The 18,854-nt window shown below is 70.4% G+C and carries 16 protein-coding genes; 2 read left to right on the forward strand and 14 right to left on the reverse strand.

Translation table 11 applies throughout. The features are described from left to right. The first annotated feature begins 28 nt into the window (after positions 1-28). Both JS521_RS06605 and JS521_RS06610 read left to right on the forward strand, forming a co-directional pair. Positions 29-499, forward strand: a complete 471-nt coding sequence (locus JS521_RS06605; RefSeq protein ID WP_205081787.1) for a hypothetical protein — start codon at positions 29-31, stop codon at positions 497-499. Positions 500-636: 137 nt separating this feature from the next. After that, positions 637-1,266: a DUF1707 SHOCT-like domain-containing protein gene (locus JS521_RS06610; protein WP_205081788.1), complete on the forward strand. Its 630-nt coding sequence runs from the start codon at positions 637-639 to the stop codon at positions 1,264-1,266. Between the two features lie 370 nt (positions 1,267-1,636). Here JS521_RS06610 and JS521_RS06615 read toward each other — a convergent pair whose 3' ends face one another. From JS521_RS06615 to JS521_RS06680, 14 genes are all read right to left on the reverse strand, one after another. Further along, positions 1,637-2,056, reverse strand: a complete 420-nt coding sequence (locus JS521_RS06615; protein ID WP_239486873.1) for a hypothetical protein — start codon at positions 2,054-2,056, stop codon at positions 1,637-1,639. A gap of 78 nt (positions 2,057-2,134) precedes the next feature. Continuing rightward, positions 2,135-2,998, reverse strand: a complete 864-nt coding sequence (locus JS521_RS06620) for an immunity 49 family protein (protein WP_205081789.1) — start codon at positions 2,996-2,998, stop codon at positions 2,135-2,137. Continuing rightward, positions 2,995-5,862: a hypothetical protein gene (locus JS521_RS06625; protein WP_205081790.1), complete on the reverse strand. Its 2,868-nt coding sequence runs from the start codon at positions 5,860-5,862 to the stop codon at positions 2,995-2,997. The genes JS521_RS06620 and JS521_RS06625 overlap by 4 nt, the downstream gene beginning before the upstream one ends. After that, complete coding sequence (locus JS521_RS06630) at positions 5,859-6,284, reverse strand: DUF6507 family protein (RefSeq protein ID WP_205081791.1); 426 nt, start codon at positions 6,282-6,284, stop codon at positions 5,859-5,861. Before JS521_RS06630 ends, JS521_RS06625 begins: the two co-directional genes overlap by 4 nt. Positions 6,285-6,403: 119 nt before the next feature. Beyond that, positions 6,404-6,715 (reverse strand): pore-forming ESAT-6 family protein, encoded by a 312-nt coding sequence (locus tag JS521_RS06635; protein WP_205081792.1) that lies wholly within the window; start codon positions 6,713-6,715, stop codon positions 6,404-6,406. A 58-nt stretch (positions 6,716-6,773) separates the two neighbouring features. Then, positions 6,774-7,106: a hypothetical protein gene (locus tag JS521_RS06640; RefSeq protein WP_205081793.1), complete on the reverse strand. Its 333-nt coding sequence runs from the start codon at positions 7,104-7,106 to the stop codon at positions 6,774-6,776. A 132-nt stretch (positions 7,107-7,238) separates the two neighbouring features. Further along, positions 7,239-8,711 carry a DUF6177 family protein gene (locus JS521_RS06645; RefSeq protein WP_205081794.1) on the reverse strand — a complete coding sequence of 491 codons (1,473 nt, stop codon included), beginning with the start codon at positions 8,709-8,711 and terminating at the stop codon, positions 7,239-7,241. A gap of 69 nt (positions 8,712-8,780) precedes the next feature. Further along, entirely contained in the window at positions 8,781-12,767 is a 3,987-nt protein-coding gene (eccCa, locus tag JS521_RS06650; RefSeq protein ID WP_205081795.1) for a type VII secretion protein EccCa, read from the reverse strand. A 51-nt stretch (positions 12,768-12,818) separates the two neighbouring features. Next, a complete protein-coding gene (locus tag JS521_RS06655) occupies positions 12,819-14,018 on the reverse strand; it encodes a MinD/ParA family ATP-binding protein (protein WP_239486874.1) in 1,200 nt (399 codons plus the stop codon). Positions 14,019-14,070: 52 nt separating this feature from the next. Further along, the gene (gene eccD / locus JS521_RS06660; RefSeq protein ID WP_205081797.1) at positions 14,071-15,414 is read right to left on the reverse strand and encodes a type VII secretion integral membrane protein EccD; all 1,344 of its coding nucleotides are present in this window, start codon (positions 15,412-15,414) and stop codon (positions 14,071-14,073) included. Between the two features lie 123 nt (positions 15,415-15,537). Further along, positions 15,538-15,807: a hypothetical protein gene (locus JS521_RS06665; protein ID WP_205081798.1), complete on the reverse strand. Its 270-nt coding sequence runs from the start codon at positions 15,805-15,807 to the stop codon at positions 15,538-15,540. Between the two features lie 85 nt (positions 15,808-15,892). Beyond that, positions 15,893-16,744, reverse strand: coding sequence for a GNAT family N-acetyltransferase (locus JS521_RS06670; protein ID WP_205081799.1), 852 nt, complete (start codon positions 16,742-16,744; stop codon positions 15,893-15,895). Between the two features lie 34 nt (positions 16,745-16,778). After that, complete coding sequence (locus JS521_RS06675; protein ID WP_205081800.1) at positions 16,779-17,048, reverse strand: DUF1905 domain-containing protein; 270 nt, start codon at positions 17,046-17,048, stop codon at positions 16,779-16,781. A gap of 114 nt (positions 17,049-17,162) precedes the next feature. Then, on the reverse strand, positions 17,163-18,668 hold the full coding sequence (locus JS521_RS06680) for a PucR family transcriptional regulator (RefSeq protein ID WP_205081803.1): 1,506 nt from the start codon (positions 18,666-18,668) through the stop codon (positions 17,163-17,165). Positions 18,669-18,854: the final 186 nt, after the last annotated feature.

Below are 18,854 nucleotides of genomic sequence, written 5' to 3' on the forward strand. Positions count from 1 at the left end.
GCGTACGGCCGTGGGCGATGATTCACTGATGTCGAACGTCACCGGCCCGAATGATGCCGCAGGCACGGCGCTCCTGCTGACCACGATGCACCGGCTGCACCAGCAGCTGGGTGATTTCACCACTCAGCTCCATATCGCCCATGACTTCGGCAACGGGTCTGGGCTGGTGCACGCCATCTCGATCGAAGAACACGCTTCGGGCCCTGAACTGAGGACGGGCCATCGCTTCGGCTTCTTCGCGGAGGGCGATGCGGATGTCAGTGAGCTGCGGTTCTCGGCAGGAGTGACCATCACGCCGACCGGATGCATCGTTGAAGCCATGGTCGACGTCGACCTTGATGAACCACGGGGGGAGTTCGGTGCCGATGTCCACACTCTCCATCATCAGCGGATCGATCAACTCTCCTTCACGGACGCCCTGAGCTGTTTGGAGGAGCAGGTCGCGGCGCTCCGCACCATGGGCGATGTGCCGAATCGTCTGGGCTTGGACACCTGGTGATCGGTGGGCCCTCCAGGAGACGGGCTTGGGCGATCGTGGCCCGACGTGTCACCGGGCAGGGGCGGTGCTCAAGGTATGCGGCGCTCAAGGTGCGCGGCCCCTGTTCTCCCGGTCCGCGATTGCCTATTCTTGGGATCATGACTGCCCAGTTCCCGGAGCCGACCCCACGCCCCGCCGCCTCGGGAGAGCTCCGCGCTTCTCACGACGACCGGGAAGCGGTGGTGGAGCAACTGCGCGACGCGGCGGCCGAGGGGCGTATCGACCTCGATGAGCTGGATTCCCGCCTGGAGCAGGCACTGACGTCGAAGACGTACGCCGAGCTGGCCGTCCTGACGGCCGACCTGCCGAATTCGCCGTCAGCGGCAGCGGCAGCGGAGAACCTGCCGCCGCTGGTGCTCAAGGGCGGCATGTACGGCGAGTCCCGGGGCCCCGGCCGCTGGGAGGTACCTGGGCACGTGGTCGCGCACGCCGGCCTGGGAGGGGTGAGCCTCGATTTCACCCGGGTCGAGTGCCGCCTCACGGAGGTGGTGGTGGAGGCGTACGGGGAGACCTCCGGCGTCACGATCGTGATCCCGGACGGCTGGGCCACGGACACCACCGGCATGGCCCCCGGCTTCGGCGGCCTGAAGGACGAGACCACGTCCGGCCGCCTCCCGGGAACGCCACTGATCCGGCTCACCGGGGCCGGCGGCATGGCGGGCGTGATCATCCGCCACCCCAACAAGCGGGAACGCCGCAAGCTGGACGGCAACTCGACGCAGGGCTGAGCCTGTTGCTCAACCCCTGGCGCTCGGCGGGGGTGCCGCAACGGCGACTCGGGCTGTCCAGGACCCGGGTTCCCGAGGCTGATCCCAGACCACGTCGACGTCAGCTTCGTTCACGTCGTGCGCGAGTCCAGCCACCATCGCGGTCACGGCGGCCCGTGCCTCGGCCGGGTCGGTATCGGGCGGCAGGCCGGTAAGGCGCCCGCAGAGTGTCCCGCCTCCCTCGGTGAGAAGACTATGGCGCCAGCCTTCCGGCGTCGCGAGAAGGACGATGCCCTTGGGTATGCCGAAGGGAGCCTGCCTCTTCTTCGTGTGCTCCTGCCTCACCATGGAACTATTCAATCCTCCAAACGGGCATCGCTCCAAGCCTGTTTCAGCAACGCAGCCCGACAACGCCCCAGCCACGCCGCTGGGCCTTGCCGATGACGTCACCCCACCTGTGGAGCAGCCCGGCGAAGGCGTTGAATCCGTTGATACGGCTGGAGCCGGCTTGGGCGTGCCGATCGAACGGCTCCCGGAGCGCTTCGAGTTCGGCGCCGACGAGTTCCCAGAGCAGTTTCAGCGGGGAGACGGCAGCGGGCGGACACCACAGGAGGTGATCCGACGGCGCATCGGGCAAGACCACCGACACATGTGCCGCGCCCCCCTCGGCGTCCCGATCGGCCATGTACTCCAGCCCACCCCAGAAGAGCGGATCGATGAACCGGTCCACGGCCGACCGCACCGCAGGCGCGACGAACGCCCGGATCGCTTCCCAGTGCTCGCCCGCCGCGAAGTGATCCTCGGATGACACCTGCTCGCCTCGCCCTTCGCGCACTTGAGATAATCCCCGCGGAGTGAATTTTTCCCGCGAGAACCACATGGGCAACCTTCAGGTGGGGAACTCGCCGATCCAGGTGCGCTGGAGGAGATGCTTGGGAAGGTAGTCCGACTCGACTTCGATAGGGAATTCTGCGTCCAGTGCGAAACAGGCCATGGCGAGTGGCGCCAAGGCTACCCAGCCATAGCAGGAGTCAGCGATATCTGGGTCGGTTGACCAGTAATCTTTATGGGCGAGGAGTGCATTTTCGAGGGAGCGATTGAACTCTTCGTGTTGGCCTGTTGCGCGCCAACGGAGGAGCTCCATCGGAGGCCACATGATTCGGGAGATATAGTTTTGCTCCGTACTTGGACGGTTGCCCGGCTGGGTTCCTGACGCGGCTTCAACGAGTTTATCGGGGAAATTTTCATGGCCGAGCCAGAAGGACTGCAATGTTTCGATCCAGGCGTACTGATACTCGTCGTACACTGCCCCGGACTCGCGCAGCTTGGATGTTGGCACTTTGCAGAGGTCTGTTAGTCGCTGACTGTTACGGCAGATTGCCGCGAGGTAGAAAGCTGTGAGCCAGTGGCCGGCATTCACGAAGGACTCAGGGCCCGTGAAAGCTGCAACGGTGCGCTTCTCATGGTGAATTAGGCACTGTACGTTGGCTTCGGTCGACGTGGCGGCTGCGAAGATTGCCGATCCGGACTGCATGGCTGTGACCCATGCTTCCCATGATTCGATCCATGAGACGGTCGGGTCGACGACAGCTTTCTCGTAAGCTGTAACCAAAGCGGTTGACATGACGCTTTCGAGGGCAAAGGGGGTGTTTTCGATCCTCGCTAGCAAGAGTGTCGTGTGCTTTGAGATGGATGGCTCTCGCTCAGGGAGGTGCTGTCGGGAGATGGCGTGGCGTTGAACGGTGACGGTCAATGAACCTCATCCTCGAAGATCTTGAAGTGTCGGAGTTCGCCTCCAGTGTAGGCGCCCGTGTGGTCCTTCGCTTTCACCATGACGTATTGGATCTTCTTATCCAAAAGCGCGAAACGCAGTTGTTCTGCAATCTCTCGGTCCCTGCCGCCGCGAGAGTGCATCTCGGTAATGATGGTTTGCACATACTCCAGTGTTCCCTGCTTGACCTGTCTGCTCGCATCGGCTCCTGCTCCTTGGCGCCAGCCGAGACGCCCATCGGGTGCCTTTGCTTCGACGATCAGGAACTCACCGCCGTCGAGTTCGTACAGTTGATCGAATGTGCGAGATCCATTCGGAGTGCGAGGCAGGTCGGTTATCTGTCTGGCGTTAGGGAAGATCTCCGGAATGACGTGCAAGCGGGCCGACCCCTCACCCAGGGCCTCACCGACCTTGGTGTTGACCGGAGTGTCGCCGAAAGCTTCCTTGGCCGCTTCCAGCGTTTCCGCTGTCTCTGCCGTGGGGTCCTTGGTGTGGGCCCTCTCGGCATTCCCGAGTTCCTTGTAGGCTTGGTGCTTCTCGGCGAAGCCATCCAGTTCTATTCTGTGGCCGGCAGGGATGTTGCTGAGTTTGGGTTCCTCGGTTTCGAGTCGGTACTTCTCGGTGGAAGCAAAGGGAAGGTCGTTGACGGCTACGTATCGCCCGTTCCCGACGTCTTTTAGGACGGGGAGGTACTGGCCGTCGACAATCTCCTGCGCGTTGCGCCGGTGGAGGTGGGGGGTGTAATGCTCACTCCTCCATGCCGGGTCTTCGTTCGCTAGACGGACATGCTCGTCCTGGATGAGCTTGGCTTCCTCGGGTGTGCGTTGCGCCAACTGTGCTTCATCGCGGGCGTTCTGTCCGGCTATTGGGTCGTCACCTGAAGAGTCGGCTCTGGAGCCGCTGGGCCAGTTATGGCTGCCGGCCCTGCCAGAGCCGTCCACGTGGTATCCACCCGCCGCGGAACCCCCGCCGGTGTGGGGTGCATCTGCGCGAAGGCCGTCCGGGAGTCCTCCAGTCGTGGGCGACGTATCTCCCGCGCGGGGCGGTGTGCCACGTTGAGTGTTGTCCAAGTCGTTGCGCGGCATGTTGTCACCGGCGGTACCGCCGGGCGCGGTACCGGGGCGGGTGGTTTGGGCGCCGTTGTCGCCTGTACGGATGGGATTCGAGGTGTCCGAGCCCAGATGCAGCGCTTCGTCGCCACTGCGCCCGCCGACTGAGGCCAGTTCGCGGGCCGGGAGTTCGGACCTGGCCGGGGAACCGACCTGGGGCGAGTCCGCGTTGGTGGTGGCGGAGGTGCCGGTGGGCGGGTTCTCCTTGCGGGCGTCCGTGTGGTGCTGTTTGAGGGTGCCGTCCTCGCCGAGGATGTTGCCCTGGCGGTCGAGGTGAACGACGTTGCCCTCCGCGTCGAAGTCCCTGAAGGTGCCTTCCGGCAGGGCGGTGGTGCCCTCGGGGAATGCGAGGGCGCCCTCCCGTATCGGCAGTGATCCCGCGGGCGGGGCTATGCCTTCGGGCAGGTGGACGATGCCGTCGCCGAGGTCGACTGCTCCGATGGGGATCTCCACCCCGTCCGGAAGCTTGACCGAGCCCTTCGGGATCTCGAACGCGCCGTCCGGGACAGCCGCGCCTTCGGGCAGGGTCAGAGTGCCGTCGGCCGCCTTGTACGCGCCGTCCGGCAGGGTGACAGACCCCGTTGGCATGGGCGGGACCTCGATGTTGCCCATGCCCTTGAAGCCGGCCATCACATCGCTGATCTTCGTCAGACCCGCGCCCGCGCCCTTGAAGAGGTACGCCGTCGGGTCGATGGCGCGGCTCGCCTTGTTGGCGAAGGAGAGGGCCTTCGCCGCGGCGGCAGCCTTGCCGGCGCCCGAGGCGCCGCCTCCCGCGCCGCCGGTGAACACGGTGGTCACCACGTTGAAGGTGACCGCGCCCGCCGCCCGCGCCGGGTTCTCGCTCCACTGGTCCCAGGCCAGCAGTGCCTTGCCGGTCTCCTTCATCGCGGTGCGCGAGTCCCGCAGCCAGGACGGAAGCTTGTCCTCCGGGGTCAACCAGAACGCCCCGGCCAGCGGAGTGGTGGAGATGTAGAGGCCCGTGGTCAGCTTGGCCAGCCCGGTCCAGGCTTGCTTCATGGATTCCCAGCCGTCGGTGCCGACCAGAGTGCCCAGGCCCTTGATCGTGCCCCAGACGCCGTCGACGACGACGCCCTTGCCGAAGTCCCAGAGATGTTCGTGTACGTGGTACCAGGGCGTCGATTCCTTGACCGGGTCGCCCCAGGGCAGGCCCTTGGCGTGCTTGAGGGCCTCGGCGTCGTAGCCGTACATCCCCTTGCCGCCGGAGCCGTCGTCCACCTTGAGCTGCTTGCCGTCCGGCACCAAGGCGATGATCTTGTTGTAGCAGGCGCGTTCGACCGCCTGGAACGCCGCCCAGGTCTCGGCGATCTCGGCCCGGCGGTTGTTGTTCTCCTCGACCAGGTCGCCGTCCTCGCGCCACTTGTCGTCGGCGTTCGCCTTGACCAGGAACGCGCCCGCGTCCCGCTTGAGCTGCCTCAACTTCTCGACCAGCGGATAGGCGTCGTCCGAGTACGTGCTCAGCGCGCTGGTGATGGTGGCCAGGTCCGACTTGAGGGAGACCCCGCGGTCGGCGACCGGCTTCGTCGTCGCGAACAGCTGGTCGGCCTCGGGCGCCTTGTAGAAGGCCTGCAGGCCGCCGAAGCTGCTGTGGATGTCGGCCGCGGACGAGGAGATCTTCTGCCCGTCCTTGGCCAGCGCGGTCACCTTGCGGTCGAGCACCGCGAGTTCGCCGGTGAAGACCGGTATGCCCTCCAGGTTGACCGGTTGGTTCTCGCTCACTTACCGGCCCCCAGGTCCTTGAGCACGTCCAGACGGACCGACTTCGCCGCGTTCTGAGCCTGCTTGGCCGTGTCGATGTCGCCCTCGACGTACTCATTGGTCGCGGTCGCAGCCCCGAGCACCGCTGCCTGGATCCGCTCCGCCATCGACTTCAACTGGGGCTTCCGCTCTTGCGCGTACTGCCCCAGTGCCGCCGCCACCGGGCCCATCGCCGACCGCGACAACGGCGCTTGCCCCGGTGCCACCGGCCCCTGCAGCGGCGTACTCGCCGCCGTACCCGGCACCGCTGTACCCGCTGCCTGCGCCGCCTCCGACAGATGCGTCATGAACGCGTTGAGGGCCTTCTCCAGGTCACCGGCATGTCCACCGACGACCTTCAACTGACCCTGCACACCCTGCGGCTTGATATCCCACGCCGTCACCGACGAGCCCCCTGCTCATCCGTACCAACTCACCCGACCCGGTGAGGAAGAAGACCTGATGGCCGACATGTCCGGCCGATGGACGGCCCGATGCACCGCCCGATGCACCGGCCCGCGGCTCAGCCGATGCCGTCGACCGCGGCCTTCGCGCGCGCCAGCGTCTGCGAGGCGGTCCCGTCGTTCTTCTCCAGCGTCGTACGCAGCAGCTGGATGATGTTCTTGACCTCCCGCGAGGTCGCGTTCCACCGCAGTTCCTTGCCGTGGTACTCATCCGCCACGCCGTCGGCCGCGAAGTCGTTCATCGCCGCCTTCACCTGCGTGTCCCGCGCTGTGATCACCTGCTCCAGCTGGGCGATCACGACCTGGATGTTGCCCTGGACCTCAGTTGAAGCGCCTGTGTCGTACGAACGCCGATCCGTGCTGCCTGCCATCAACCATCACTCCCCGTGGTGAACCGAAAATCCCTGAAAGCTTTGTGCGCGGGCAGGCTCAACGGCCACCGAAACGCGCCGCGTCGAAATTGGCCGATGCCATCTGCGACTTCGCGTTCTCGCCCTGCTCCTGGTCACCCGTACCGAACGCCGCGTCCATTCCGGACTGGCCGCCCAGGATCCCGGACAGTGAGGCGTTGAGTGCGGCGGTGATCTCGTCGGAGCGGTTCTTGAAGTCGTCGAAGGCGACCTTCCCCGCTCCGTTGAACTTGCCCTCCAGCGGTTCGGCCGCCGCGATGAGCTGCCGGATCAGTGTCCCCAGATCCGTACTCGCGCCCTGCGAATGCGAGAGCAGCGTCGAAAGGACCGAGGCCCCCATGTCGAACTTCATCTTCTTCCCCCAACGCCTCGAACGAACGCATAAGTGTTCGGATTCATGTCTATCAACTCAAGCATCACGACGGCAATCTCCATTCGGCCAGATCGATGTCGTGACCAACCCATGACATCGGGGGGCCGAGTTCTAGGCGCCCCGGAGATGGCGCATCAGCCGCTCGTACTCCTGCCAGCCGGACAGGTCCGAGGGATTCCCCGGCAGCGGATAGTAGAGCGCCGGCCGGGTCCTCGGGCCGAGGGCCACCGGCTGTTCCGCCAGCGGTGTGCGCCGTGCCCGGTCTCCCGGCATCGCGCGGACCTCCTCGGCGCCCAGCACAAAGGCCAGCGGAACCCCGGGGCCCTCGAAGCGCGGGGGCACCGCCACGTCCCGTCGTGCTTTACGCACCTGCACGAGCATCGACTGGAGGTGGTGACGGGTGGCCAGCGCCTCGGCGGCGGCGGGCAGCGCGTCCAAGGGCAGTTCCTCGCCGGAGCCGGAGCCGGAGCCGGAGCCGGAGCCGGAGCCGGAGCCGGAGCCGGAGCCGGAGCCGTAGCCGAAGGCGAGCGTGACGTGCTCTTCCACCCCTGCCTCCGTACGCGTGATCCGTACGGTGGCGAGAGCCGGCCGGTCCCGGTTGCCGACCACGACGAACCAGGTCGGTTCCGGCGCCCGCTCGTGCGCCACGTCGGTCAGTCGGCGCGGCGACCACGGCAGGGTCGCCGGTTCCGACGTGCCCCAGCCGGCCGGCGGTTCGCCCGTCAGCTCCCGCCACACCGTCTCCAGCCCGCCGCCCAGCACCAGCCGATCATCCGCCGGATGCACCATGCGGAAGGTCAGGGCGAGTTGGCGCTCGCCGGTGTCGTGGACCTCCTGGAAGGTGGCCGCCACCGGGGTGCGCGGATCGTCCTCCGTCGCGTCGGGGGAGGCGACCGGGGCGAACATGCCGTCCTGCCAGCGCAGTACGGCACCCGTCAGGCCGTCGTAGTAGCCGTCCCGCTCGTCCTGCACGATCCAGCGCGACGGCCAGCCCCCCAACGTGTCCCGTACAGCGGGGGAGAGCGTGGTGCCCGACGGGCTGACGATCTGGAGGCCGAGGCCCGCCTCGGCCGCCGCCCGGAAGGCGTCGGAGAGCCACGCCGTCATCGCCACCACCGGGCGGTCCTGGATGACGACCGCGACCCGCTCGGTGAGGACGTCGATCGCGGGCTGCGCGGCGGCGGGCTCCGGCGCGACGCTCACGCCGTCGGTCTTCACTACGGCGAGCGAGCCGGCCACGCCCGGCGGCCAGGCGGAGCCGCCCACCAGCGAGGCGAGCCGGGTCGCGAACGTGCCCGCGAGCTGTTCCGCCTCCGCGACGCCTGTGGTGGCGCGCGCCTCCGTCCACCAGTACGGGACCGGCGGCGCCGTTGTCCGGAGCAGCCGCTCGGCCTCGCCGTCGACGGAGACCAGCAGCGGCGCCTCCACGGAGACGAGCGGCCGGCCCCCGGGGTCGCAGAGCTGGATCACCGCGCCCTCCCCGCGCGTGCCCACCAGCTTGTCCGGGCCGCCGGAGAGCAGGCCCGCCAGTACGGCCCACGGGTCGGGCATCTTGGGGGTGAGTGCGATGACGTCCTTGGTCATGGGGTGGTCGTCCGGTCCTTCGTCGTTCGGGTTCGGTGGCGGGCGGTCATGGGCCGGCGGCGGTGTACGTCATCTCGGCGCGTACACCGTCTGGATCAGGCGGCTCTGCTGGCCCCTGCGGATGAACACGCCACGGCCCGGAGCCTGTTGGGAGGCGTACACGCCAGGAAACAGCTGGCCTTCGCTGCGGTCGCCGGTCATCAGCAGCGCCGAGGCCCCGGACTCCCGCAGCCCCTGCACCAGCGGCTCGTACATGCCCCGCGACGCTCCGGCGACCCGGCGTGTCAGGATGAAGTGGAGGCCGATGTCGACCGCCGAGGGGATGTACGGGAGAAACGCGGCCAGCGGGGACTGTCCTGCGGTCGTGAGGACGTCGTAGTCGTCGACGAGCACGACGATCCGCGGGCCCTTGCCCCAGTTGCCGGGCTCCAGGTCCTCCAGGCGGGCGTTCTCGTCGGGCAGCCGCTTCTCCAGTTCGGTGGCGATGCCCATCGAAAGGCCCGCGCAGAGTTTGGAGTTGTAGGCGTAGCCTCCGTTGAACTCCTCCGGGACCGCGCCCCGCAGCGAGCGACGCGGGTCCATCACCGCGAACACCAACTCGTCCTCGCCGTAGCGGTCGATGAGGCCGTGCGCGACGGTCCGCAGCAGGTTCGTCTTGCCGCACTCGCTGTCCCCCAGCACCAGTAGGTGCTGGTCGTGCTGGAACAGGTCGAGCGTTACGGGCGCGAGCGCCGACTGATCGAGCCCGATCGGTACGCGGGTGGGCTCGGCCGCCGGGCCCGGCAGCGAATGCGGCTCCAGGATGTGCGGCAATACCCTCACCGGCTGGGCCACTTCCCCGTTCCAGGTGGCCCGGACCGTGCGGGTCGTCCGCTCCAGGACGGAACCGAGGTCGGCCGTGTCGGCGACCCCGTCCGTACGGGGGAGCGCCACCTGGGCGAAGAGCTTGCCGTCAGTGAGGACGCGGCCGGGCTCGTCGGGCGACAGGGTCTCGGCGAGCTTGCGGTCGATGCTGGACTCGCTCGGGTCGTTCAGCCGCAGCTCGACGCGCGTGCCGAAGTTCGACTGGGTGGCGATCCGTACGTCGTTCCACCGCAGCATGCCCGCGACGACGTGGATGCCGTAACCGCCACCGCGCTTGAGGATGTCGGCGATCGCGTCGTCCAGCTCGTCGAAGTCGTCGCGGAGCGCGCCGAATCCGTCGATGACGAGCAGGATCTCGGCCGAGGCGAGTTCGGGCACTCGGCCGGCCGCGTGCAGGGTGCGCAACTGCTCGACCGAGTCGATGCCGTGCTCGCGGAAGAGGTCCTCGCGCAGCGCGAGCATGGTGCGGACCTCCTCGACGGTGCGTGCCGCCCGCTCCCGGTCCGCGCGGCCCGCGATGCCGCCGACGTGCGGCAGACCCGACAGCGCCTGGAGGCCGCCGCCGACGAGGTCGAGGCCGTAGACGCCGACCTCCTGCGGTGTGTGGGTCAGGGCGAGGGAGAGGACCAGGGTCCGCAGGAGTGTCGTCTTGCCGGACTGCGGTCCGCCGATCACGGCTGCGTGGCCGCCCGCCACGGTGAGGTCCAGGAACCACTTCCCCTGCCACTGCTTGGCCGGGTCGTCGAGCAGCCCGACCGGGACGCGCAGGGGCCTGCCCGATGCTCCGGTCCCGGCGAGCCGCATCCCGTGCGGGCCGATGTCCAGCGGGCCGGCCACCGTGTCCAGTGCGGTCGCGGTCGGCAGTGGGGGCAGCCAGATGCTCCGTACGGGCGGGGCGGCACCGGTCAACTGCTCGACCATGACGCCTAGTTCCGTCGGGCCCGTCTCGCGGCGGCGGGACGCCGGTTCCGCCGATCGCTGTGCCTCGTCCGGTCCGGCCAGGGTGTTGAACGCCTCGTACGGCAGGGCGAGAGGGCCCGTCTCCTCGTCCTCGGTGCTGCGGACCGGACCGCGGTAACCCCCCGACACATAACCGGCCTTGAAGCGGGCGTAGTGGCTCGTGTCGACCTTCAGGTAGCCGAAGCCGGGCAGCGGCGGCAGATGGAACGCGTCCGTGGTGTCCAGGACCGTCCGGGACTCGTCGGCGGAGAAGGTCCGCAGCCCGAGCCGGTAGGAGAGGTAGGTGTCCAGGCCCTTGAGCTTGCCGCCCTCGATGCGCTGGCTGGAGAGCAGGAGGTGGACGCCGATGGACCGGCCGATCCGGCCGATGGAGAGGAACAGGTCGATGAAGTCGGGCTTGGCGGTGAGCAGTTCGCCGAACTCGTCGATCACCACGAACAGGTGTGGCAGCGGATCCAGGTCCTGCCGCCTCTCGGCGCGCAGGGCCGCGTAGTCCCCGATGTCGGCGACGTTCCCCGCGTCCTTGAGCGCCTGCTGGCGGCGCTTGACCTCACCGGCGAGGGAGGAGTGGACGCGCTCGACGAGCCCCGCCTGGTTCTCCAGGTTGGTGATGACCCCCGCCACGTGCGGCAGGTCGGCGAACGGCGCGAAGGTGGCCCCGCCCTTGTAGTCGACCAGTACCAGGGCCAGGTCCTCCGGCGGGTGCGTGGCCACCAGAGCGAGGACGAGTGTCCGCAGCAGCTCCGACTTCCCGGAACCGGTCGCGCCGACGCACAGGCCGTGCGGGCCCATCCCCAGCTCCGAGGACTCCTTGAGGTCCAGCAGCACCGGCTCGTGGGAGTCGCTGATGCCGATCGGCACGCGCAGGAAGGCGCGTTCGCCGCGCGGCGCCCACAGCCGGTCCAGGTCGAGGCGGGCCACGTCGTCGATGCCGAGCATCGCTGCGAACTCGACCGGCCCGGAGAGCGGGGCGTCCGCCAGGGACTCGGCGGACAGGCGCAGCGGCGCGAGCATCCGGGCCAGACCCTCCGCGAACGGGATCCCTGCCTCGTCCACCGTGCCGTGCGCCTCCAAGGGCTCCGGGGCCCTGAGGTCCTCGATGGCCACGTCGGTGCCGTCGACGGTGATCCGTACGCTCACCTGCCCCGGCTCCTGCACCCGCTGGTCCAGCAGATGCAGCACGGTGACGCCCATCTCGCTCAGGCCGACGGCGTCGTCCGGGCGCGGCAGGTCGACGGCGTCCTCGCCGTGCCCGTCGGTGACGACGAGCAGCCGGGAGTTCATGGACAGGGCGTCCCGCCCGGCCAGGCCGCGGCGCACCTCGGCCGCGTACGAGGCCCGGCGGCGCAGCTCAGGGCCGAGTTGCCGGGCGAGCTGAGGGGCGGAGGGGGCGATGCGGCGGGCGGCCACCGGGCCGTCGAACTGCTCGGTGTCGAGCAGATGCGGCAGCCACTTGGCCCACTCCCAGTCGGCCATCCGGTCCCCGGGAGCGGCGAGCGCGATGGCCACGTCGTCGGGGGCGTGCAGGGCGGCGGTCTGGACGACCAGCGCGCGGGCCACCCGGAGGCAGTCCTCGCGGGGGCCGATCACGCTGACGTTGCCGATCCGGTCCAGCGGGACGGTGAGCGGCAGTTCGGTGCCGTTGCGGAACCGCTTCACCAGCGCCGAGGCCTCGTTGAGCATGAACAGGTCGGGCGGCGTGAGCACCGACGACCCCGGCTCGGCTATCTGGAGATCCCGTACGGGCATCTCGCCCGTGCCGACCCGCACCCGGAGGAAGTCGTCGTCGACCCTCCGGCGCTCCCAGAGGCGTGCCGGATCGCGCACGATGTCGTACAGGGCGTACGGCGGCGGGTTCAGCACGTCCGCCCGCTCCCGCCGCTCGCGTTCCTCGCCCGAGAGCTCTTCCCGGAGATCCTCCACATAGGCGAGATAGGCCTCGCGCTGGGTGCGGCGGGTGCGCTGGGCCTTGCCGCGCTGGGAGAAGAGCAGGGCCACGGACCCGATGACGGTGACCACGAGGATGATCGCGCCCAGCGCGGCGAACTGGCTGTTGCGGACGACGGTCATCATCACGACGGATGACATGACCCCGGCGACCGGCAGCAGCGACATCGCGATGTTGCCCGCCTTTCCCTCGGGGAGGTTCGGCGGGGCCTCGATGGTGCGGGACGCGGGCGCGGCCGGCGGCCGGGTGGTCCGGGCGGGGCGGTGGATCAGTCGGGTGCTCATCGGCCTCGTCCGGCGTTCGCGGTCGGCTCGTGGTTCATGCGCGGCATCGGGTCACCGGCGCTTCTGGGAGAGCTGGAAGACCTCGGCGGCGAGCCGGGCGGCGGCCAGGCGCGTCGGTCGGGCGAGCAGTTCGGTACGGAGGACGCCACCGGCGGCCAAGTGACGGTCGTAGGGCAGGACATGGACACCCGCGCCGGTGGACCTGAGCTTCTCGGCGGCCGCCTTGACGTCGATCCCCGGGCGGGCGTCCATGGTGGAGAGCGCGACGACGGTTCCGTCGATCATGTGGCGGGGGAGCCCCTGCATCCACTGCAGTACGGCGTATGTGCTGGTGACGCCGTCCAGGGTCGCGGGAGCGGCCAGCACCCGGGCCTGGGAGGCGGACAGTGCGACCCGGGCGACCTCGGCGGGCAGCGTCTCGCAGTCCACGACGCTCACGCCGAAGTAGCGGCGCAGCGCCACCATGACCCGTTCGTACGCCGACGTGTCCAGCATCGCCCCGATCTGCCCCTGGCTCCCCGGCAACAGCCACGCGTTCTCCGGGAGTTGGACCAGGTAGCCGGTGACGTCCAGCAGTGACATCTGCGGTTCCACGATGTCCGCCAGATCGGCCGTGGTCCAGCGCAGGGTCTCGGCGCCCATCCTCAGCGGCAGTGAACCGAGCGCCGGGTCCGCCTCGACCAGGAGGACCGGGTCCTGGCGGTAGTGCGCGTACGCCGTGCCGAGCAGGGCAGCCACGGTCGTCTTGCCCGCCCCTCCCCGGATGGAGGTCACGGCGATCTGCCGCCCTGTCGTGACCGGCTGCTGGAGCGTCCCGGCGGTACGGGTGAGCTCGGCCACCTCGCGGGCCGCCGAGGAGGAAACGATCCGGCGCACCGCCCGGGCGACCCGGACGCCTACCGGTTCACCTCGCTGCGGGCGGCGGGCCGTGCCACTGAGCACGCCGTCCACCACGGCTCGCGAATCGGGGGCCGAGGGGCGCCGAGGGCGGGGCGGGGTGGATATCTGTCGGGGTGAGGGCGTGGGCGGCTGCGTCGGAGCGGGTATGCGTTCCGTTCCGGAGGCGTGCGCCGGGCCGGTGCCCTGCGCCGTGGGCGGAGTGGGTTGAGCCGGTGGTACGGAGGGCGACGGCCCGCCGGTGCCGGCGGCAGGCGGTCCGGACGGCGACCCGCCGGTGCCCGCCGAGGGCGGCCCGGACGCGCCCCTCAGATCGCGCAGCACATCGCCCTGCCAGCTGTCCCCGTTCGGCATGTCTGCCCTTCTCCCTAGCCGCGAGCCCCCGACCGGAGCCCGCGCACCCGTGTCAGAACTTGTTGAGCAACTGGCCGTACATGCCGAACACACCGATCGCGAGCGGGAACAGTCCCACCATGCCGATGGACTCAACCAGATCGGCGGTGCGCCGCAGCCGCACCCGTACATGCTCGGGAGGCTCCACCGACAGGGCCAGCAAAGGCAGCAGCGCCGCCACGCCCAGCACGACCACGGGCCCCGCGCCCCCGGAAGCCTGCTCCATCCACAGCATCACCAGACGCACGACGAGGATCGCCGCGGCGGCGAACAGGGCCACCACCTCGGCCACCAGAGGGAACGCACGGGCCCTCGACAGAAGGACCACCGCGACCACGGACGGCAGCAGCACCGTCCACACGGTCGGCCGCGCGGAGAGGGTGAGCAGCCAGCCCGCCGCGGTCGCCGAGACCGCGGTGGCCAGCGTCGCGAGGGCGAGCCCGCGGTGGGTGGCGGCCAGGGCGTTGGCCACGTCGTGGCGGCTGACCGACACGCCGCCCGACCGCCGGTCGTCGAGGGCGGTGAGCCCGGACGCCATCAGCGCGAGACGGGGCAGGACGCCGAGCAGCGCCACCGAGAACACCGCCATCACGGCGCCCAGCCGGGCCGGATCCGACTCCAGCGCGGCCACGGCCTCCCACACCGAGGCGACCGCGGCCGTGGCCCCGGCGCCGATGAGTCCGCCGCGACCGAGCGGGGAGAGGAGGCCGAGCAGCAGCAGGGCCAGGGTCACCGCCGCCGCGACGGCGGCGAGCCTGGCCGGGCCCGACCAGTCGTAGGCGTCGGCGGCGGTCCAGGCGGTGAGAACGCCGAGGCCGCCGGAGACGAACAGCAGCGCGGTCGCCAGACCCCGGTTGCCCGCGCCGATCCGGGCGCAGAGCGCGCCGCCCGCCAGAAGGACTGCGGTGACCGCTGCCAGTGCCCCGGCCAGGGTGTCGAGCGGGAACTCACGCCGGGCCAGCAGGGCCGCGGCCACCGCGAACGCCACGGTCGAAGCCCCGGCGGCGACCCTGCGCGCGGCCGGACGCCAGCGCCAGGCCTGCAGATCGAGGGTGTCGGCCACCTGGTCCGTGACGTCGTGCACCACGGGGGCGGGCGGAGCGGTGTGGATCCTGACCAGCCGGAGTACGGCGCCGTCGCTGACGCCGGCCGAGGCCAGGGTGCTGTCGTGCGGCAGGGCCGAACCGTCGGAGGTGATCAACTGCCGGGTCAGTGGCCGTGATGCGGCCCGGTCGTCCAGCAACTGCAGAATGTCCGGAAGTAGTTGGCCGATGGGAGTGTCCGACGGAAGCACGATGTCGGCCCGGCGCCGCTCGCCGACCAGAGTCACCCGGCTCAGTTCCGAGCGGGACGTCATTTCTGTGCTCACCACTTACGGAAACCTACCATCGTGATTTCCCGAGAATTCGGGCCGATCGACCGATAAGGCACTGTGCGCTCTCCCCATCTCCGACAAGGAATACGATGCGGGGCTGCCCGGCTAATGCGTCGGCTGCCCGTACTGCTGCGCCTGCCGCTGCTGTTGCTTCTGCTGCTCGGCCTTCTGTTTGTCCAGGGTGTGCTGGAGGAAGGACCACCCCACACATCCCGCACACAGCACGGCCGTGATCGCGATCCCCGCGAATACCTTGCCGAGCCGCTCGTCCGCTGTCCGGCGTGCGCGTTCCCCACCGAACAGCAGGGCGTCCCGCATCCTGCGGCGGCGTACCCCCACCGATTCCAGCAGTTGACTGTCGTAATCCCGTGCCACCCGATCCCCCTTTGCCACTGCAACATACCGAGAGGCGGCCGTGGGGTGCACACCAGGGTGGCCGGGAAGCGACGGGCCGCGGCGTTCACGCCCGGCGAGGGCGGGTCCAGTCGCGGTTCTCGCGTACGACGGTGAATCCGGCCGATCGGTAGAGGGCCACGGCCGCCTCGTTGCGGGCCGGAGTCACGACGGCCACCGTGCTTGCGCCCCGGTCGGCGAGGGCCGCGCACGCGCCCAGGACGGCGTCGCGGCCGTAGCCGTGGCCGCGGTGGTCGGGGTGGGTGCCGACCGGTTCGAGCAGGGCGCATCGGCCTGCGCCCGCGAACCAGCCGGTCGCCGCGGACGCCGGGTCTCCGGCGGGTGTGCGGACGAGCGTCTCCACCGACAGGTGGCCCGCCGGGGCCGCCCGCATCGTCTCCCAGTGCTTCAGGGCGAACTTCGATCCGGGGAAGGCCGACCTGTGGATCAGCACCCGGTCGGCGGCGTCGGGCTCGCCGACCGGTTCGGCGCGGGTCGTCACCGGCTGCGGGGTCCAGGACAGGACGAGCCGGGTCTCCTCCGGGTGGGGGTGCCACTCCGGTACGGGCAGGCCGTCGGACCAGTCGATGCCCGGTACGAGAAGCTCCTCGGCGTCCGCCGCGACCGCTTCGAGATCGGCGTCAGGTGCTGCCGTCACCCGCAGGACGCGTCCGTCGAGAAAGCCCACCGCGACCGGGGCCGCGGCGTCGTGCCTTGGGTCGAGCCGGGGGTCCGGCCGTCCCGTGCCCCGCGCGTCGACCCAGAGGTGGACCGTCGCGTCCGCGTGGCGCAGCAGCCAGCCCACGTCCCCGGGGTGCAGGCCCCCGGCCGGGGCGTCGGCCGGTGTCCACACGCTCAGCGCGCGCAGCGCCCGGGGGGTATCGAAGCGGGTCAGGGTGCGCCGTACGACAGGAGGCATGGGCGTGAGGCTAGTGCCCCCTATCCACCTCTGGTCAGCCCGGAATGCGCTCCTCCAGGCGGACGGTCACGGTGTCCCCCTCCTCCTTGCCGATCGCCTTGCGCACGTCCGCCTTCACGGGCAGCTTGTGCGTGCCGTCCCCCAGGGCCATGAACGAACTCCGGAACGGGTGGCCGTCGACGGTGCCCCGGACCTTCACCAGGCCACGGGTGCCGAAGAACTCGGCCGACTCGGGCCACACCACATAGGTCCAGCCGCCCTCGCTCGGGCTCTTCCGCAGAGTCGCGGTGAATTCCTTGTCCATCGTCGGTACCGCCTGTCCGTGAGTCCGCGGCGGGGCTCGTCGCGGTGTTCACCCATAGGACAGGGGTGGGCGCCGAAACTCATCGGTGACGCGTAGGCCTGGCCTCTTCCCCGCTCACCCCTGCCGCAGCGCGAACCACAGCTCCGCCCGTACGTCCATGTCGTCCAGGTCCGCCTCCAGCAACTCGCCGCACCGCCCGATGCGTTGGCGGACGGTGTTGCGGTGGACGTTCAGGGCCACCGCCGTACGGTCCCAACTGCCGTGCAGGGAGAGCCAGCAGCGCAAGGTGTCGGCCAGTGGCGCGGTCAGCGGGGCGAGGAGGGTGCGGGCGTGGGCGGCCGCCTGTTCGGGCGGGACCAGGGCGGCGAGGCCGCTCTCCGGGGCGTCCACCGTCAGCGGGGCGCGCGTCGCCCGGGCGTGGGCCAGGGCGCGGGCGGCCAGGGAGTCGGCGGCGTCGAGGTCGGTGACGGAGGTGGGGGCGGACGCGCCGAGCGTCCAGCCGGGCTGGGGGGTGAGCCGGACCGGTTCGCGGCCGGTGGCGGTACGTGCATCCGTGCCGGGCTCGGCGGGCTCCGTTCCGGGGCCGCCCGGCAGCAGCACCCGTACCGCCTCGCCGCCCCCGCGCCCCGCGTCGACCAGGGCCGTGCCCAGCGACGCGCCCAGGGCTCCGGCCGTCAGGGCGTCCGCCGGGGCGCCGTCCGTTCGGTGGGCGTGGACCACCGTCCAGGGGCCGGTGGAGCCGAGGAGCGGGGCCACCTCGGCAGGGGAGGCGCCCAGCAGCATCCGTACCAGCGCCGTCGAACGGCCCGCCGCGTCCGCGCCCTGGTGCGGGGCGGCCAGGAGGGAGAGCAGGACCACCGCGATGCCCGCCACCGTGTGGTCGCCGGGCTCCCGCCGCCCGGCCGCCAGCCCCAGAACCAGGCCCTCGCCGCCGCCCAGCGCGTACGCCGACAGGTGCGTGTCCCCGTGGGTGTCGGTGGCGGAGGAGGGGGCGCCGGGGCGTTCCCGGGCCACCACGCGGGCCAGCCGGGTCAGGGCCCCCGCCGCCTCCGGGGGCAGGCGGCGGCCCGCCGCATGGACCTCCTCGCCCGGGTCGCGGCCCGCCGCGTGGACCTCCTCGCCCCGCGCCGTCAGCAGGACCGCCCGGCCGCCGAGCTGTGTCGCGAGCTGGTGCAGGACCGCCGGTACGGGGTCGGGGCGGGCCGCCGCGGTCGCCAGCGCCTGCTGGGCGCGGGTCACCCGGCGCAGCTCGCGGTGGCGCGCCTCGGCCATCAGCCGCCACACCGCCCGCGCGATCGCCGTGAACGGGGTCTCGGGCGGTACCTCCAGCAGCGGCAGGCCCTGCCGGTCGCACGCCTCGATCAACGCGGCCGGCACCGTCTCGTGGACCGGGCGCACCCCGAAGCCCAGCGCCGCCGCCCCGGCCTCCACCAGCCGGCCGACGTAGTGGTCCGGGTCCGTCAACAGGACGCCCGCGCTCAGCAGCAGCTCGCCGCCGAGCAGGTACGGATACGGGTCCGCCATCTCCGAGGTGTGCACCCAGAGCAGGTCGGCCTCGGCCGGGCCCGCGATCCTGCGCAGGCCCAGGTCCTTGCTCGCCAGCAGCTCCGTCAGGGGAATGGGCGGGGTCGGCGGGCCGGGGGGCGGGGACCCCCCGCGGCCGGCCCCACCGCCCCCACGCCCAGCCGGGGGCCATCGCCCCCCCGGGGGTTTAAGTGGGCGTCGCCGTCACCCTCAAGGCCCACCTCCGGGTCGTCGGCGGGGCGGGTGGGGCGCGTAGCGGCCCGCCGAACGACCCAGGGGGGG

It is taken from the genome of Streptomyces durocortorensis, from assembly GCF_016901035.1.
GTDB lineage: Bacteria > Actinomycetota > Actinomycetes > Streptomycetales > Streptomycetaceae > Streptomyces > Streptomyces durocortorensis.

Excerpts from the sequence above, each read along its gene's own strand:
- JS521_RS06655 (WP_239486874.1), bottom strand. The coding sequence starts at position 14,018 with ATGCCGAACGGGGACAGCTGGCAGGGCGATGTGCTGCGCGATCTGAGG.
- JS521_RS06670 (WP_205081799.1), bottom strand. The coding sequence starts at position 16,744 with ATGCCTCCTGTCGTACGGCGCACCCTGACCCGCTTCGATACCCCCCGG.
- eccD (WP_205081797.1), bottom strand. The coding sequence starts at position 15,414 with ATGACGTCCCGCTCGGAACTGAGCCGGGTGACTCTGGTCGGCGAGCGG.
- JS521_RS06675 (WP_205081800.1), bottom strand. The coding sequence starts at position 17,048 with ATGGACAAGGAATTCACCGCGACTCTGCGGAAGAGCCCGAGCGAGGGC.
- eccCa (WP_205081795.1), bottom strand. The coding sequence starts at position 12,767 with ATGAGCACCCGACTGATCCACCGCCCCGCCCGGACCACCCGGCCGCCG.
- JS521_RS06605 (WP_205081787.1), top strand. The coding sequence starts at position 29 with ATGTCGAACGTCACCGGCCCGAATGATGCCGCAGGCACGGCGCTCCTG.
- JS521_RS06635 (WP_205081792.1), bottom strand. The coding sequence starts at position 6,715 with ATGGCAGGCAGCACGGATCGGCGTTCGTACGACACAGGCGCTTCAACT.
- JS521_RS06640 (WP_205081793.1), bottom strand. The coding sequence starts at position 7,106 with ATGAAGTTCGACATGGGGGCCTCGGTCCTTTCGACGCTGCTCTCGCAT.
- JS521_RS06645 (WP_205081794.1), bottom strand. The coding sequence starts at position 8,711 with ATGACCAAGGACGTCATCGCACTCACCCCCAAGATGCCCGACCCGTGG.
- JS521_RS06610 (WP_205081788.1), top strand. The coding sequence starts at position 637 with ATGACTGCCCAGTTCCCGGAGCCGACCCCACGCCCCGCCGCCTCGGGA.